The 17,653-nt window shown below is 45.2% G+C and carries 12 protein-coding genes; 11 read left to right on the top strand and 1 reads right to left on the bottom strand.

Annotation, left to right across the window (positions count from 1 at the left end; all coding sequences use genetic code 11):
• Nucleotides 1-10 precede the first annotated feature (10 nt).
• Complete coding sequence (locus FTT73_RS07175) at nucleotides 11-814, top strand: putative RNA methyltransferase (RefSeq protein ID WP_180191217.1); 804 nt, start codon at nucleotides 11-13, stop codon at nucleotides 812-814.
• 63 nt (nucleotides 815-877) lie between these two features.
• Here the strand turns inward: FTT73_RS07175 and ponA are convergent, their stop codons facing one another.
• Complete coding sequence (gene ponA / locus FTT73_RS07170; RefSeq protein WP_180191216.1) at nucleotides 878-3,406, bottom strand: penicillin-binding protein PBP1a; 2,529 nt, start codon at nucleotides 3,404-3,406, stop codon at nucleotides 878-880.
• Between the two features lie 165 nt (nucleotides 3,407-3,571).
• On the opposite strand from ponA, the gene FTT73_RS07165 reads away from it, so the two are divergent.
• The 10 genes from FTT73_RS07165 to FTT73_RS07120 all read left to right on the top strand — a co-directional run bounded on the left by FTT73_RS07165 (nucleotide 3,572) and on the right by FTT73_RS07120 (nucleotide 17,583).
• Nucleotides 3,572-4,630 carry a pilus assembly protein PilM gene (locus FTT73_RS07165; protein WP_005168888.1) on the top strand — a complete coding sequence of 353 codons (1,059 nt, stop codon included), beginning with the start codon at nucleotides 3,572-3,574 and terminating at the stop codon, nucleotides 4,628-4,630.
• Nucleotides 4,630-5,268 (top strand): PilN domain-containing protein, encoded by a 639-nt coding sequence (locus FTT73_RS07160; RefSeq protein ID WP_005094324.1) that lies wholly within the window; start codon nucleotides 4,630-4,632, stop codon nucleotides 5,266-5,268. Before FTT73_RS07165 ends, FTT73_RS07160 begins: the two co-directional genes overlap by 1 nt.
• Nucleotides 5,265-5,978, top strand: coding sequence for a type 4a pilus biogenesis protein PilO (locus FTT73_RS07155; protein ID WP_005094323.1), 714 nt, complete (start codon nucleotides 5,265-5,267; stop codon nucleotides 5,976-5,978). The genes FTT73_RS07160 and FTT73_RS07155 overlap by 4 nt, the downstream gene beginning before the upstream one ends.
• Nucleotides 5,978-6,505 carry a pilus assembly protein PilP gene (locus FTT73_RS07150; RefSeq protein WP_005094322.1) on the top strand — a complete coding sequence of 176 codons (528 nt, stop codon included), beginning with the start codon at nucleotides 5,978-5,980 and terminating at the stop codon, nucleotides 6,503-6,505. Before FTT73_RS07155 ends, FTT73_RS07150 begins: the two co-directional genes overlap by 1 nt.
• A 16-nt stretch (nucleotides 6,506-6,521) precedes the next feature.
• Nucleotides 6,522-8,597, top strand: coding sequence for a type IV pilus secretin PilQ family protein (pilQ, locus tag FTT73_RS07145; protein WP_180191215.1), 2,076 nt, complete (start codon nucleotides 6,522-6,524; stop codon nucleotides 8,595-8,597).
• 36 nt (nucleotides 8,598-8,633) lie between these two features.
• Nucleotides 8,634-9,170 carry a shikimate kinase AroK gene (gene aroK, locus FTT73_RS07140; RefSeq protein ID WP_180077591.1) on the top strand — a complete coding sequence of 179 codons (537 nt, stop codon included), beginning with the start codon at nucleotides 8,634-8,636 and terminating at the stop codon, nucleotides 9,168-9,170.
• Between the two features lie 28 nt (nucleotides 9,171-9,198).
• The gene (gene aroB / locus FTT73_RS07135; protein ID WP_180191214.1) at nucleotides 9,199-10,278 is read left to right on the top strand and encodes a 3-dehydroquinate synthase; all 1,080 of its coding nucleotides are present in this window, start codon (nucleotides 9,199-9,201) and stop codon (nucleotides 10,276-10,278) included.
• Between the two features lie 12 nt (nucleotides 10,279-10,290).
• Complete coding sequence (locus FTT73_RS07130) at nucleotides 10,291-11,163, top strand: hypothetical protein (RefSeq protein ID WP_180191213.1); 873 nt, start codon at nucleotides 10,291-10,293, stop codon at nucleotides 11,161-11,163.
• Between the two features lie 449 nt (nucleotides 11,164-11,612).
• On the top strand, nucleotides 11,613-16,088 hold the full coding sequence (gene gltB, locus FTT73_RS07125) for a glutamate synthase large subunit (protein ID WP_180191212.1): 4,476 nt from the start codon (nucleotides 11,613-11,615) through the stop codon (nucleotides 16,086-16,088).
• A gap of 73 nt (nucleotides 16,089-16,161) precedes the next feature.
• Nucleotides 16,162-17,583: an FAD-dependent oxidoreductase gene (locus tag FTT73_RS07120; protein ID WP_180191211.1), complete on the top strand. Its 1,422-nt coding sequence runs from the start codon at nucleotides 16,162-16,164 to the stop codon at nucleotides 17,581-17,583.
• Nucleotides 17,584-17,653: the final 70 nt, after the last annotated feature.

The raw sequence follows: 17,653 nt of genomic DNA, 5'->3' as shown, positions 1-17,653 counted from the left end.
GGAGAGAATGATGAATTTACTCATGTGCCCAGTCTGTCGCCAGCAGTTGAGCTTAAATGAAAGAACATGGCGATGTGAGAATCATCATAGCTACGATGTGGCCAAGCAAGGCTATGTGAACCTGCATGTGGTGCAACATAAACACAGTAAAAATCCTGGGGATACGCCTGAGTCCGTCCAGGCACGTCGTGCATTTTTGAGTGCGGGTCATTATGCGCCTTTGCAACAGGCCGTGGTGGAGAAGCTGCGAGAGCTGCGTATTGAAAATCTTTTAGATATTGGTTGTGGTGAAGGCTACTATACTGATGCCATGCAGACTGAAGTGCTGCAATGCGTCGGGGTGGATATTGCCAAAAATGCCGTTCAGGTCGCGGCCAAGCTCAATAAAAATATCACCTGGGTCGTAGGAACCGGGGCGACTTTACCAGTGCTGGATGGGTCGATTGATATGTGTACCAGCCTGTTCAGTCCGATCCCAAAACAGGAAATTTTACGGGTTTTAAAAGCTGAAGGTTATTTAATGGTGGTGACACCTGCGCCACAGCATTTATATGCGATGCGTGAGGCACTTTTTGAAGAAGTGAAACCCCACGAACCGCAAAAGTTTGTTGAGCAACTGCAAGATGAATTTGATCTGCTCAGTGAGCAGGTGATTGATGCCCCGATGACTTTGCCACAGATAGATTTAAAAAACCTGATTGCTATGACGCCATATGCTTACAAGGCCAAACCTGAACGCCGTCTGGTACTTGAACAGCAGGATCAGTTTAAATTGCTGGCGCAATATCAGATCTATCTGTTTCAGAAAAAATAAAAATTCACCGATAAAAATGCCCTCATTGTTGAGGGCTTTTTTATACTAGTTTGTCGGTTGTGGTTATTGCACTTCTTGAATCAGGTTTTCTAAAGCGTCCACTTTGCTTGGTTGAAGCGGCTGTTCTGGCGGAGCGGTTGTTTCAGCAGCATCTGGCACAGCGATTTCCTGTCCTGGCAGATCTTCGAAATCCGTTTCTGTCCGTTTCGGGACGACCACAGGTGCCGGGCGGTAAAGTGCAGTGGCCATTGGTGGTGAAGACGGATCATTCTGCGCTTCATCACCCTGAACTGCCTTGCTTCGATTCACTGGTGCCTTGGCATTACGGTCTAAACGCACCCATGCTTCTGGCTGACCTTTTAAGGCATTGCCCATAAAGTCGGTCCAGATCGGTAAGGCTGCCACACCACCATATTCACGGCGTCCCAAGGTTTTAGGCTGGTCAAAGCCGACCCAGGTGATGGTAACCAGTTTGCCATTGAACCCTGCGAACCAGGCATCTTTGGCGTCATTTGTGGTTCCGGTTTTGCCCCCAATATCATTTCGCCCGATTCTTAAGGCCGCACGGCCGGTACCGTGCTGAATCACATCACGCAGAATATTGGCCATGTCATAGGCAGAGCTGGATTTTAAAATACGCTGTGCCTGACGATAATTACTGTCTTCAGCAGAGACTTTGGGTGCAGCCTGTTTCTGTTCTAGACTTGTATTGTTGATTGCAATCGCTTCATCATCTGCGGTCATGGTGTCGGCCGGTTGAGCAGGTTCTTCTTCGGTATTGATACAGGAAATACACGCATATTCAGGCTGAGCCTCAAAAATGGTATGGCCATAGGCATCTTCAATACGGGTAATGAAATGTGGCTGGATCCGGTAACCACCGTTGGCAAAAGTCGCATAACCTGTCGCCATCTGAATCGGCAGAACCTGAGGCGTGCCGAGTGCGATGGTGTAGTTACGCGGAATCTGATTGTCCTGTAACCCAAAATCCATAAACAGCTGACGGGTACGTTCAATCCCGACAGCCTGTAATAAACGCACTGAAACGGTATTGCGCGAAAGATAAAGTGCACGGCGTAGCGGGATCATCCCCAGATAACGGCCATCTGAATTACGAGGTGTCCATTTGCCAATGGTAATTGGCGCATCATTCACCATGGTATGCGGTGTCATGCCTCGTTCTAAAGCCAGTGCATAAACAAAAGGCTTAATCGTAGAGCCGGGTTGACGCCAGCCCTGGATTGCACGGTTAAATTTCGACTGATAAAAGTTGTATCCGCCCACAATGGCTTCAATTGCACCATTATTTGGATTGATGGCAATCAACTGTCCTTGCACATTTGGAATTTGTACCAGCGACCACGAGGTTTTATTCTGATTCGGTCGTAAACGTATAATATCTTTGACTTTGACAATCTCGGAAGCTTTGCTAGGCGCACCACCTACACTGTTGACATTGCGAAAGGGGCGCGCCCAAGACATACCGGACCACGGTACAGTTACCGTGGTGCCATCCTGCATCAACGCTTCAAAACTGGAATTGCCAATCTTGGTCACTTGAGCAGGGTAGGTGTTGGCATAGGCACGGAAATTTTCCAGCGGTTGATCATGTGCTTCAGCACCACGCCAGCCATGTCGACGGTCATAAGCTTCCAGACCCTCTTGTACCGCCTGTTCTGCATAGGTCTGGCGTTCACTATGGATGGTGGTATAGACCTTGTAGCCAGAATCTACCGCCTGTTCGCCAAAGTGTTGTACCAGTTCAGAACGCACCATCTCACCGACATACGGGAATTTATTGCGGGTACTGCGGTCAGGCATATCCAGATTGATGGGTTCAGCAATCGCTTGTTGATACTGACTCTGGTTCAGATAACCCAGTTGCAGCATACGTCCTAAAATCCAGTTGCGACGTTCGAGAGCACGTTTGGGATTGGCCACCGGATTATATCGAGAAGGCGCTTTAGGTAAGCCTGAAATCATGGCCATTTGCGCAATCGAAAGTTCTTCTAAACTCTTGTTATAGTAAATTTTGGCTGCTGCTGCGATCCCGTAGGCATTTTTACCCAAGAAGATCTTATTCACATACAGTGTCAGAATTTCTTCTTTGGTTAGGCTTTGCTCAATCTTACGGGCCAGAAAAATTTCAGTCAGTTTACGCTTGAGTGTTCGTTCGGGGCTGAGATAATAGTTTTTCGCCACCTGCATGGTGATAGTGGAACCACCGGTTTGCACATCCGAACCGGTGATACTTTCACTGACTGCGCGGCCTAAGCTTTTAAAACTGATTCCGCTATGCTCAAAAAAGCTGGAATCTTCAGCGGCGAGGAAAGCATGAATAAACTCGGATGGAATTTGTTCATATTTCACGGGAACAGAAAGCTTGCCACCATACTCAGCAATTAATTCATTATCTGAACTAAAAACTTGTAAAGGCTTTAATAAAGGCGCCTTTTTCAGCGTGGACATTTCAGGCAAAGATGGGGCAATATAGAGATACATGCCATAGAAACCCATCGGAATTGAGATCAGGATAATGATAATGATCAAAAAAAATGGGTGAACAAGGCCTGAACAAGATAGCTTTTTCATAACAAGTAAGTTTTAATAAGAGCTAATGGCGAACTAATTACCGATCAGTATATCCTTTAGATATACATATTGTTAGATGAGTTATTGTATCTATATAAAATTATAGATCGGATCGATTGGTAAGTTAGATTTAATTGGGGACAAAAAAATAATAGGAATTATATTGTGCGCAGGTTATATCGTAAACCAAATAAGGGGTTAATAGGAGTTGATATTAGTTCGACTTCTGTTAAGGTTTTGGAGCTTTCTGTAAAAAGTAGCCGTTACTGGGTAGAGAGCTATGCTTTGGTCCCATTAATGGAAAACAGTGTTGTTGAAAAAAACGTCTTAAACCCGGAAGCAGTCGCGGATGCCCTTGGGCGTGCAATTAATTTGGCCAACACCCAGTCGAATCATGCCGCTTTTGCCATTCCAACCTCTATGGTGATTACCAAAACTATCGAGATGGATGCAGACATGTCGAATGATGAGCGTGAAGTTCAGATTCGTGAAGATGCAGAACAGTATATTCCGTTCCCACTCGATGAAGCCAGTCTGGACTTTGAAGTTCTGCCTGACCGTCTTGCCAATCCAAACCGGGTCAATGTGCTGTTGGTGGCAACCCGCATTGAAAATATTGAAGCACGCTCTGAAGTTTTGGAAATTGCCGGACTGACACCCAAGATCGCGGATGTAGAAAGTTTTGCGCTGGAAAATGCTTTTAAAGTGTTTTCGGATACTTTGCCGATGGGGGTAAATACTGTCGGTATTTTAGACATTGGACATAGTATGACCACCTTGTCTGTCATGCAGAACAACAAAATTATTTATACCCGTGAGCAGGTGTTCGGTGGCAAACAGCTGACTCAGGAAATTCAGAACCGTTATGGTCTGTCTTTTGAAGAAGCCGGGCGTGCTAAAAAAACCCGTGCTTTGCCAGATGATTATGATATTGAAGTGCTAGAACCGTTCCTGGATGCCGTAGTGCAACAGGCAGCGCGGTCATTACAATTCTTCTTTTCATCGTCTCAGTTTAATGAGATTGATCATATTTTATTGGCCGGCGGGAATGCCAATATTCCAGGTCTGGCAAAATTATTACAACAAAAACTCGGTTACCGTGTCACGATCGCGAATCCATTTTTGCAAATGGGCTTTTCTCCTCAAATTGATATTAAAAAAATTGAAAATGACGCGTCATCACTCATGGTTGCATGTGGTTTGGCATTGAGGAGTTTTGATTAATGGCAAAGATTAACTTACTTCCTTGGCGTGATGAGCTAAGAATTAAAAGAAATAATGAATTCGTGGCAATCTGTGTGGGGGCGCTTTTCTTAGGACTGGCGGCGGCAGGTTCAACCTGGTTTTATTATGATCACAAGCTTCAGGATCAGGAACAGGCCAATCAGCTGATTCAAAGTACCAACCAGAATCTGGATGTGCAGTTAAAAGCGCTAGAAGGTTTGCAAGAGCAACGTAATGCCATTGTTGAGCGGATGAAGCTGATTCAGGGCTTGCAAACGCAACGTCCGATCGCGGTACATTTGATTGATGAAATTGTACGGGTGACACCAGCCAATATGTACATCACCAAGTTTCAGCGTACTGGCGATAAATTTAGCATCGAAGGTCGAGCCGAGAGTCCAAATACCGTAGCAGAATTACTGCGTAATCTGGAAGCTTCCTCCTGGTACCGAAATGCCTTTATGAATGCCTTTCTGGTGGCTGAAGAATCCAAAGAAAAGGCACCGAGCTCGATTATTCCACGTGTTGAAGAGTCTTATGGCAGCTTTACCGTGACTGTGGATCTGGATCAGATCGCTGAACCGGTACTGAATGAAGAACAGCAAGCAGCCAATACCACTCCGGGGGCATCATCATGAGTAATGAAAAATTCGATGAGTTCAGCCAGGATGCCGTGGCTGTACCTAAAAATAAAATGACAGTTGAGAAATTTTTTCAGCAATTCAATACTCTAGATCCTAATAATTATGGCAGCTGGCCTTTATCAGTCAAGATTAGCTGCTGGATTTTTATTGTTATCTTGGTATTTATGCTGATTTATTTTGCTCTGACCAGAAGTACGATTGAATCAATTTCACAAGCCAGTGCCCAGGAACAAAACCTGCTGAATGAGTTTCGTGAAAAGGAATCAAAATTACGTAATCTACAACAATATCAGATTCAGCTTCAGGAAATGGAAGCACGTTTTAACCAGCAATTAGAACAATTGCCGAAGGAAACTGAAATTCCGGGTCTGGTCGAAGATATTAACCTGAGTGGGGTGAATTCAGGTCTGAAATTTAAAAATATCCGTCTGGAACCGGAGATCAAGCAGGAATTCTTTATTGAACAGCCAATTGCGATTGAAGCGACTGGGGATTATCACGCTTTTGGTTCTTTTGTCAGCAGTATTGCAGGCTTGTCGCGTATTGTTACCTTGCATGATTTCACCATCACCGGTACTGAGAATAAAGAGAAAAAGTCTGAGATTCCGGTGATTGATTATGTGGTTAAGGCCAAAACCTATCGTTATGTGGGCAATGCCGAGGCTTCTTCAGCAGGTACGAGCACGACTCAGGGGGCGCAGTAATGAATAGGATTAAAATTACTTCAGTTTTAGCGCTTGGACTGGTATTGCTGGGATGTGATTCACGTATTGATGCAGTCAATCAGGAAATGGCCAATATTCGTAACCAGCCACCTTTGCCGATTGAACCTGCACCCGATTTTATGCCAGTTGAAACCTTCAACTATGCAGCACATCAGATCAAAAGTCCTTTCCTGCCAAGTTCTCTGGCTGCCGAGCTAAAGATTATGGCAGGAAAACGGGTTTATCCAAATTTATCACGTCAATTGCAACCACTGGAAAGTTATCCTCTGGAAACCTTGAGCATGAAAGGCAGCATGCGTAATCAGGCCGGACAGATTCTGGCTTTAATCCAGACACCGGATGGCGAGATTGAACGGATACAGCGTGGTAGCTATATGGGGCTTAATCATGGTCGTGTGAGTGGTATTACACCAACGCAGATCGATTTGATTGAGATTATTCCAGATGGCCGTGAAGGATATGTGGAGCGTCCGCGAAGTCTGGTTCTGATTGGGCCGGCACCATAAGTTTTAGGGAATAACAATGAATAAGAGTATTAAAGAATTTATTTTTGGGGATGCTAATACAATGAATCGTGTGTTTCGTCAGTTTTCAATGGGTGCTGTTGCGATTGCGGTGATGCAAGCAGCCAGCGCGCAGGTAGCCGTGACCAATATCGTAGCTATGCAGCTTCCTGGACAAGGAACTGAAATTCGGGTGATGTTCAATGGTTTGCCACCACAGCCACAGGCCTATCAATTAGAATCACCTTCACGTCTAATTTTAGATTTTGACCAGGCCCAACAAAACTTAAAGCAAAGCAATATTCCGGTGGCAACACGTGAAGCCAGTTCGGTCGATGTGACTTCGGATGCACAACGTGCCCGTTTGACTGTTAATCTGGCAGATGCTGGTGCCTTTACCACGCGAGTTGAAGGGAATACCTTTATCCTGAAAATCAATTCAGTCACACCAGTCGCGACAGCTCAAACGGTATTACAGCAGTCAGCTCAGGGAATTAGCAATATCAGTTTCCAGCGTGGGGCTCAAGGTGAAGGTCAGGTGGTGATTGACTTGGCAGGCAACAACACCCCGGTCGATGTACAGCAGCAGGGGACTAAAATCATTGTTCGAACCTTAGGCACGAAGATCCCGACGCATTTGACCCGTCGTCTGAATGTGAATGATTTCGCGACGCCTGTGTCGAGTGTGGATGCAGTGAATCAAAATGGATCAGGTGTGATTACGATCCAGTCCGGGGAAAGCTATGAATATATGGCTTATCAAACGGATAATAAGCTGACCATCAGTTTGAAACGTCCGGAAGCCAAGAGTCCGCTACGTCCGAAGGCCGTGGCTTATAGCGGCAAGAAAATTTCACTCGATTTCCAGGATATTGAAGTACGTCGTGTACTACAGCTTTTGGCTGATTTTACCGATATCAATATGGTGGCAGCAGATAGTGTGCAAGGTAATATTACCTTGCGCTTGAAAGAGGTACCTTGGGATCAGGCGCTGGATATTGTGCTGAAAACCAAGAATCTGGATAAACGCCGCAATGGCAATGTGATCTGGATCGCACCAGTTACAGAGCTGATAAAGGCTGAAGAGGAAGAAGCTAAGGCGATTAAGCAGAGTGTAGCACTTGCTCCTATCCAAACTGAGTATATGCAGCTCAATTATGCCAAAGCTGCTGATATCGAAAAACTGATTACGCAGAATAAAGGGGCATCAAGTGGTTCGAGTGCTGGGGATAAGGAAAGCTTGTTGAGTTCACGAGGGTCTATTTCTGTAGATGCTCGAACCAATACTTTAATTATTAGTGATACTCAGCAATTTATTGATAAAATTAAAAATATGGTGGATTTGCTTGATATTCAAGTGAAGCAAGTTATGGTTGAGGCAAGAATAGTTACAGCTGAGAGAAACTTTTCTCGAGACTTAGGCATTCGTTGGGGCTTGCAAAGAAATAACCCAATTCCTTTGGATACTCCAGGTTCTACTGTATGGGGGGGAGATTATTCGCCGAGCTTAGATCTAGGGGTTAATCTAGGAACTGCTTCTGCAGGTACATTCAGTTTTGGATTATTAAAAATTTCTGACTATATGTTGGATTTACAATTAACAGCATTACAGTCAGATGGGCTGGGTGAGGTGCTTTCTGCTCCTAAAATTCTGACTGGTGATAAGCAGAAGGCTTATATTTTGCGTGGTACAGAGATTCCTTATCAATCTTATAGTGCTACTGAAGGGGTTAAAACTGAATTTAAAGCGGCTAATTTAAGACTTGAAGTGACTCCAAGTATTACACCTGATGGTAAGGTTCAGATGGAGCTTAAGATTGAAAAAGATACTATTGGAGCGATGACTCCTGATGGCCCATCTATCAATACCAATGAGTTGGAAACTAATGTCTTGATGGGTGATGGTGAAACGGTAGTTTTAGGTGGTATTTTTGATGATGCAAATACTAACAATTCACAAAAAGTACCAGTATTTGGGGATTTACCATATATTGGTGGTTTGTTCCGTAACAATACAAAAACTACCAACCAAACCGAGCTACTGATTTTCGTTACACCTCGAATTGTTAATGACAGTGTTTCAAGAAATCATTAATATATTTTGAATTTAACAAAACGAATAGGTGACTCCTTGCCAAGCAAAGAGTTTGAAACCCTGCCAAATATTTATTTGGTAGGGCCGATGGGGGCCGGTAAAACAACAGTAGGACGACATCTCGCAGAATTGTTAGGGCGTGAATTTCTAGACAGTGATCATGAAATTGAACGTAAAACAGGCGCGACGATTCCCTGGATTTTTGAAAAAGAAGGGGAGCAGGGTTTCCGTGACCGTGAAACTGCTGTCATTAATGACCTTACCTCACGTCCCCATCTGGTTTTAGCCACTGGCGGTGGTGCCATTACTCAGACCTTAAATCGGGATTATCTGAAACAGCGCGGAATTGTTGTCTATCTCTATACGCCGGTTGAAATTCAACTGCAACGTACCTATCGCGATAAAAACCGTCCTCTCCTTCAAGTCGAAAATCCGGAACAAAAGTTGCGTGATTTACTGGCAGTTCGTGATCCCTTGTATCGGGAAGTGGCACATCATATTATTGAGACCAATCAGGGTGCTGCACGAGATCTGGCGCAGCGGATTCTCAATCTCATTGTTCCTAAAAATTAAGTTCATTGAATAAAGTGGTTAATCAAGCATGCAAACCTTATATGTAGAACTCGGAGAACGTCGTTATCCTATTTTTATTGGAAGCGATCTGGATCCACAGGCCTTATTGGCTCCCTATATTCAGGGCAAGCAAGTGATGATTGTGAGCAATACTACGGTTGCACCACTCTATTTGCAGCGTTATCAAACTGCAATTGAGGCTCTGGATAAACGTGTTGCGACCTGTATTTTGCCTGATGGTGAAAAATACAAAGATAGCCAGCATTTGAATCTGATCTTTGATGCACTGCTTGAAGCCGGGTTTAATCGGGACTGTACTGTACTTGCGTTGGGTGGGGGTGTGATTGGAGATATGGCTGGGTTTGCTTCGGCCTGTTTCCAGCGCGGTGTGTACTTTATCCAGGTACCGACGACCTTGCTGTCGCAGGTAGATTCAAGTGTTGGTGGAAAAACCGGGATTAATCATCCCTTGGGCAAAAACATGATTGGTGCTTTCCAGCAGCCGCAAGTGGTACTGGCGGATATGTCGCAGCTTTCTACTTTGCCTGATCGAGAGCTTTCAGCAGGTCTGGCTGAAGTCATTAAATATGCGCTGCTAGGCGATGAGTCATTTCTGGTCTGGCTTGAAGAAAACATGGATGCGCTGGTCGACCGTAATAAAGAATTACTTGCTGAAGCCGTTTACCGTTCCTGTGCGCATAAGGCCCGAATTGTGGCCAATGATGAGAAGGAACAGGGTGAACGTGCTTTACTCAATTTAGGGCATACCTTTGGTCATGCGATTGAATCCTATATGGGTTACGGGGTCTGGCTACATGGCGAAGCTGTGGCAACCGGTATGGTGATGGCAGCAGATTTATCACAGCGTATGGGCTGGATTTCTCAGGATGATGTGGAACGTACAAAAAAAATCATTTCTCGTGCCAAACTTCCGATCGTTTGTCCTAAAATCCCTCTTGATGATTTCCTGGCATATATGGCCCATGACAAAAAAGTCTTGAATGGACAATTGCGTCTGGTGTTGTTGCAACAATTAGGCAAAGCTGTGATTACTCGGGATTTTGATCTTGAGCGAATGCAACAGGCAATTTTAGCGAATCAGGCATAGGTTTTAGTTTTTATGACAGCATTACACACTCCTTGGCAAAAGGTTCAGCACTATTTCTGGCTGGTCTGTGGTGTATGCTGTCTATTTGCAGCCTTGATCTTTTGGGCCATTACTGATTCAGATGCGGTAATTGAAGTGGAAAAAAAGCCAGAAACTAAAGTTCAATTACAAATTCAGCCGGAAAAAGTAGCGACAATGACCCATCTTGGTGCGCTTTTTGACGAGGTCAAACCCCTCGATTTGAATACGCGCACCATTGTAAATGCCAATCATGAGCCGGAATTTCGCGGCACCAAATTTGTTAATGAGGCGAAAAAACAGCATGCGATTGAATTATTTCGCGTCAGTAATGAAGCCATTCTAAAAAGCTTTCTTAAAAAACAGCCAGATCGTAAGTATTTTATTTATCTAAGAATATCCGGTGAAAATCAGCCAGAACAATATGTGCTGCTGTATGGTCAGTATAAGACCGCCGCAGAAGCCAATCAGGCCTTATCTACATTGAATTTAAATTTGCCTGCTTCAGTAAAGCCTGAAGTGGTGCCAATACAGCAGTATGTCAGTCTGGTCAATAATCTGGGTTCAGAGGAATTGGCAAGCAATCAAAAGCTGTATGAGATTCGCTTGAAAAACGTACCTTTACCGAAGGTAGATGAATCTGTACGACTCAGACAGCAAACTCAGGCTGAGGTTAAACCGCGTAGTTCGGATGCGACCACCAGTACCACAATTGTGCGTCGTGATGCCGCCGGCAATGTGCTCGATGTACAGAAATCCGAAAGTGCTGTAGAAGGTGCACCACAACCACAAAACAATAATAATCGACCGAACCAAGGGGGGAATTCCCGTCCTCAAAACAATGAGATTAGTGATCCTTTTAACTAATCCGTTCTAAAATAGCGCACCAAAAAAATGACCTAATTAGAAATGTGCGCTTTTGGTGCAAAAAATAAACATTAAAAATAACCAGTATCCCTGTAATCCTTGTTAAAGCTTTGTCATCTGTATGGTTTTAATTTATGTGCTATTTATTGGCATGTAATTTGCTTTATTGGTGCATGGATTGAATTAATCTCCCTGTTTTAGCGCGAAAAATGATTCGATGACACCGTGTGAATGTCATATTTATTCCAGATTTTTATGTTATTCATGAGCAGAATAAACTTTATTTGTTATGCATTTAGTCTAAAAAAGGACTAGTCTGAAGAAATAAAGAAAAATGCTTTTGCTCTACCAAGAAGGTCTTCGAAAGTCCATTAGACGCCAGCGCAGAGAAAAATTTAGATTGTTTAATAGCCTGTTGAGGCTTCGTGAAAGAAGGGTACGCTATGCACATGCCATCGCCTAACAATGTAGCTCCCGCTCAAGGTTTATACCAACCGGATGAGTTTAAAGATAACTGTGGTTTCGGTTTAATTGCCCATATGCAGGGTGATGCTAGCCATGATCTCGTCAAGACCGCGATTCATAGTTTGAGTTGTATGACCCATCGTGGTGGTATTGCCGCAGATGGCAAGACTGGAGATGGTTGTGGTTTGCTCTTGGCAATGCCAAAAAAATTCTTCCGTGAAGAAGCAAAACGCTTAAGTGATACCACCTTGAGTGAAGTCTTTGCTGTAGGTTCAGTATTCCTAAATCTTGATCCTGCGCTTGCTGCTCATGCCAAACAGGTTTTAAACAAAGAGATTGAAGCTGAAGGTCTAATCGTTTTAGCTTGGCGTGTGATTCCGACCAATGTCGATGCATTGGGTGAAATTGCATTACAATCGATGCCGGCATTTGAACAGATTATTGTTAACTGTCCAATGGGTGTGACTGAGGTTGAATTTAACCGTAAGTTATTCCTGGCACGCCGTCGTGCAGAGCAGTTGTTAAGCAATGATACGTCTTTCTATGTCACTACCTTATGTTCAACGGTGATCAGCTATAAAGGCTTGATGATGCCGGAAGCGATTGCAGATTTTTATACAGATCTGGCAGATCCACGTTTGGAATCGCATATTGTGGTCTTCCATCAGCGCTTCTCGACCAATACTCTGCCACGCTGGCCGTTGGCACAACCGTTCCGTTACCTGGCACACAATGGTGAAATCAATACCATTACTGCGAATCGTAACTGGGCCATGGCACGTGTACCAAAATTTGAAAATCCGTTATTACCCGGTTTAACTGAACTGAATCCAATTGTGAACCGTACCGGTTCGGATTCTTCGAGCCTGGATAACATGCTGGAGATTCTGATTGGTGGCGGTATGGATCTGTTCCGTGCACTCCGTATGCTGGTTCCGCCTGCGTGGCAGAACGTGGAAACGCTTGATGCAGATCTGCGTGCCTTCTATGAATTCAACTCAAAACATATGGAAGCCTGGGATGGTCCTGCAGGTCTGGTGATTCAGGATGGGCGTCATGCGATCTGTATGCTGGATCGTAACGGTCTGCGTCCTGCGCGTTGGGTCATCACCAAAAATGGTTATATCACGCTGGCTTCTGAAATTGGCGTGTGGGGTTATCAACCTGAAGATGTGATTTCTAAAGGTCGTGTTGGGCCTGGCCAAATGCTGGTCATTGATACGCAAACCGGCAAGGTGCTGGATACTCAAGATGTCAATAATCATCTGAAACGTATGCGTCCATACCGTGAATGGTTACGTGAAAATTCTGTGCGTTTGCAAGGTAGTCCAGAGCTGGAAGAATATTTATGTGATCAAGGCTTAAAAGGCGATGGCCTGAAAGCGGCACAAAAAATGTTCATGGTGACCTTTGAAGAGCGTGACCAGTTGTTACGTCCGATTGCTGAAAGCGGTCAGGAAGCGGTAGGTTCAATGGGTGATGATACCCCAATGGCGGTTTTGTCTCGTCAGGTGCGCCATGTGTCGGATTATTTCCGCCAGCAGTTTGCACAGGTGACCAACCCGCCGATCGATCCGCTACGTGAATCGATTGTGATGTCACTGGAAACCTGTTTAGGTCGTGAACAAAACGTCTTTGAGCAAGGGCCTGAGCATGCAGACCGCTTGATCATTTCCAGTCCTGTACTTTCTAATTCAAAAATGCATCAGATCCGTACGCTGGGTCGTGCCGGTTATGAAATTGCAGATATTGACTTGAACTATGCTGAAACCGAAGGTTTACAAGCCGCAATTCTGCGTATTTGCATCGAGGCTGCACAAGCGATTCGTGATGGCAAAACTTTACTGATGCTTTCAGACAAGAAAATTCGTGAAGGCCACTTGCCGGCCAATGCCTTTATGGTGACCGGTGCGGTGCATCATTACTTGATTAATACCGGTTTGCGTACCGATGCTAATCTGATTGTTGAAACCGGTTTTGCCCGTGATCCACATCAGTTCGCAGTGCTTCTCGGCTTTGGCGCAACTGCGATTTATCCATATCTGGCTTATGACGTGATCAATGATCTGGTTGCCAAAGGCGAGCTCTTGGGTGATCCAATCTATGCACAAAACAATTTCCGTAAAGGCATTGAGAAAGGCTTACTGAAAGTTCTATCAAAAATGGGAATTTCGACGGTGGCCTCTTATCGTGGCGGTCAGTTATTTGAAGCCGTCGGTCTGTCGAATGAAGTGGTTGATACATGTTTCATTGGTGTGCCAAGCCGTATTCAGGGTGCAACCTTTGTTGATCTTGAAAATGATCAAAAACAGTTGGCGGATATTGCCTGGAAAAATCGTAAGCCAATTGATCAGGGCGGTCTGCTGAAATTTGTATTCGGCAAGGAATACCATGCCTTTAACCCAGACGTGATCAACTCACTGCATAAAGCAGTACGTTCTGGGAACTACGCAGATTTTAAAGAATATGCAGAATTGGTGAACAATCGTCCAATTGCGACGATTCGTGACCTGTTCAAACTAAAAACAGATAATTCGATTCCAGTCGAACAAGTGGAATCTGTGGAAAAGATCCTGCCTCGCTTTGACTCTGCCGGCATGTCTTTGGGTGCACTGTCCCCTGAAGCACATGAAGCGATTGCGATTGCCATGAACACGATTGGTGGTCGCTCGAACTCAGGTGAGGGCGGTGAAGATCCAGCGCGTTACGGTACTATCCGCAACTCGAAAATCAAACAAATTGCATCGGGCCGTTTTGGTGTGACGCCTGCTTACTTAACATCTGCAGAAGTTCTTCAAATTAAAGTCGCGCAAGGTGCAAAACCAGGTGAAGGTGGTCAGTTGCCGGGTGGTAAAGTGAATGGTCTCATTGCCCGTTTACGTTACTCTGTACCGGGCGTTACCCTGATTTCGCCACCTCCGCATCACGATATCTATTCAATTGAAGATTTATCACAGTTGATCTTTGATTTAAAACAGGTTAACCCACAGGCGATGGTGTCAGTTAAGCTGGTTTCTGAACCGGGTGTCGGTACGATTGCGGCAGGTGTAGCGAAAGCGTATGCCGATTTCATTACCATTTCTGGTTATGATGGTGGGACAGCGGCTTCTCCACTTTCTTCAATTCATCATGCAGGTTCACCGTGGGAACTGGGTCTTTCTGAGGCACATCAGGCCCTTCGTGTGAATGACCTGCGTGGTAAAGTTCGCGTACAAACCGATGGTGGTTTAAAAACCGGTCTGGATGTGGTCAAAGCCGCGATTTTAGGGGCTGAAAGCTTTGGCTTTGGTTCAACGCCAATGATTGCACTCGGTTGTAAATACCTGCGTATTTGCCATTTAAATAACTGTGCAACCGGTGTGGCAACCCAGCAAGACCATTTGCGTCAAGAGCATTATATTGGCGAGCCACAAATGCTGATTAATTTCTTCACTTTTATTGCTGAAGAAACCCGTGAATGGTTGGCAGCACTGGGTGTATCGCATCTAAAAGACCTGATTGGCCGGACAGATTTATTAGAAGTCTTGCCGGGTGAGACCGCCAAGCATGCGCATCTTGATTTAAGTAAATTACTGGAATCCCATCCTGCTGCGGAAGGTAAAGCGCAGTATTGCCAAGTTCAAGGCAATGCGCCATTTGATAAAGGGATTCTGGCAGAGAAAATGGTGGCGGAAATCCTGCCTGCGATTGAAGCCGGAACAGGCGGTGAGTATCACTTCTCGATTGGTAACTGTGACCGTTCGATTGGTGCGCGTTTATCCGGTGAAATTGCCCGCCGTTATGGCAACCTGAGCATGGAAAATCATCCGGTGAAAGTACACCTGAACGGTACTGCAGGTCAGTCGCTCGGTGTCTGGAACGCCGGTGGTCTGCACATCAGCCTTGAAGGCGATGCCAATGACTATGTCGGTAAAGGCATGGCCGGTGGTCGCATTTCGATCTTCCCGCCAAAAGGTTCACCATTCCAGACCCAAAATACCGCGATCATTGGTAACACCTGTCTCTATGGTGCCACTGGCGGTAAGTTATATGCAGCGGGTACGGCAGGCGAGCGTTTCGCGGTGCGTAACTCGGGCGCATTTGCGGTCATCGAAGGTGCTGGCGATCACTGCTGTGAATATATGACCGGTGGGATCGTGACCGTGCTGGGTAAAGTCGGACATAACTTCGGGGCGGGTATGACTGGTGGTTTTGCTTATGTACTTGATCTGGATAATGACTTCGTTGATCATTATAACCACGAACTGATTGAGCTGAATCGTATTTCCACCGAACCGATGGAAGAGCATAAAGCCTTCCTGGGTCGCATTTTGGATGAACATATTAAAGAAACCGGTAGTGCTTGGGCGTACAAGATCCGCCATGAGTTTGATTTCTATAGCCGTAAGTTCTGGTTGGTAAAACCAAAAGCAGCCAACTTGCAAACGCTGTTGAAAACAACTCAAGCTGATCCACAATAATTCCACGACCAACAGATATATAGGCAGAGGTAAGGCAACTGTAAAGCCTTTACCTCTAGCCACGGAGAGAGACATGGCTGAACGCCTACATAATGACTTTCAATTTCTGGATGTCGCACGCCAAGATCCAGAGAAAAAAGAGCTTGATGTCCGCAAAGCAGAATTTGTAGAAATTTATAAACCGTTTACTGCGGAAATTGCTGCGAACCAGACCCATCGTTGTCTCGGTTGTGGTAACCCGTATTGTGAATGGAAATGTCCGGTACATAACTACATTCCGAACTGGTTGAAACTGGTGGCTGAAGGACGTTTGTTTCAGGCAGCGGAACTGTGCCACCAGACCAATACCTTGCCGGAAGTCTGTGGCCGTGTTTGTCCGCAAGACCGTTTATGTGAAGGGGCCTGTACCCTGAACGACGGTTTCGGTGCAGTCACCATTGGCAATGCTGAAAAATATATCAATGACACCGCCTTTGCTTTGGGCTGGCGTCCAGACATGTCCAATGTAAAGTGGACCAATAAAAAAGTCGCGATTATTGGTGCAGGTCCTGCCGGACTTGGCTGTGCGGATATTCTGGTTCGTGCCGGCGTAAAACCCGTCGTGTTTGACAAACGTCCGGAAATTGGTGGTCTTTTAACATTTGGTATTCCAGAATTTAAAATGGAAAAAGATGTAATGAAACGCCGCCGTGAAATTTTCACCGGCATGGGCGTGGAATTCCGTCTCAATACTGAAATTGGCACCGATGTCACGATTGACCAGCTACTTGCCGATTATGATGCGGTATTCATGGGCATGGGCACCTATACCTATATGAAAGGTGGTTTTGCCGGCGAAGACCTGGATGGTGTTGTTGATGCACTGGATTTCCTGATTGCCAATGTCAACCGTACCCAAGGCTGGGAAAAAGATCCGGCTGAATACATCAGCGTACAAGGCAAAAAAGTCATTGTGCTGGGCGGTGGTGATACAGCGATGGATTGTAACCGGACTTCGATTCGTCAAGGTGCTGAGACAGTAACTTGTGCTTATCGTCGTGATGAGGAAAACATGCCGGGTTCACGCCGTGAAGTACAAAATGCACGTGAAGAAGGGGTGGAATTTCAATTCAACCGTCAGCCAATCGAGATTGTTGGTGAAAATGGCAAAGTGACTGGCGTGAAATTTATTACTACTCAGCTAGGTGAGCCAGATAGCCGTGGTCGCCGTAGTCCAGAGCCGATTCCGGGTTCAGAAGAAATTCTTCCGGCGGATGCAGTCCTGCTTGCTTTCGGTTTCCGTACTAGTCCAGCAGATTGGTTCACCGATGTAGAAATTAATCTGGATGGTTCGGGGCGTGTTATTGCTGCTGAACAGCAGCAATACAAATTCCAGACTTCAAATCCAAAAATCTTTGCCGGTGGTGACATGGTACGCGGTTCTGACTTGGTGGTTACTGCGATCTGGGAAGGCCGTCAGGCTGCAGAAGGAATTCTGGATTATCTGGATATCTAATAGTTAAAGATCAACGGATATTATTCAAGAACACCCGCTACGGCGGGTTTTTTCATCTTCGATAATTTTT

The organism is Acinetobacter sp. YH01006 (assembly GCF_013420445.1).
GTDB lineage: Bacteria > Pseudomonadota > Gammaproteobacteria > Pseudomonadales > Moraxellaceae > Acinetobacter > Acinetobacter pseudolwoffii.
Note: the sequence above shows the minus strand (reverse complement) of the source record. Positions and strands in the feature narration are given on the sequence as shown.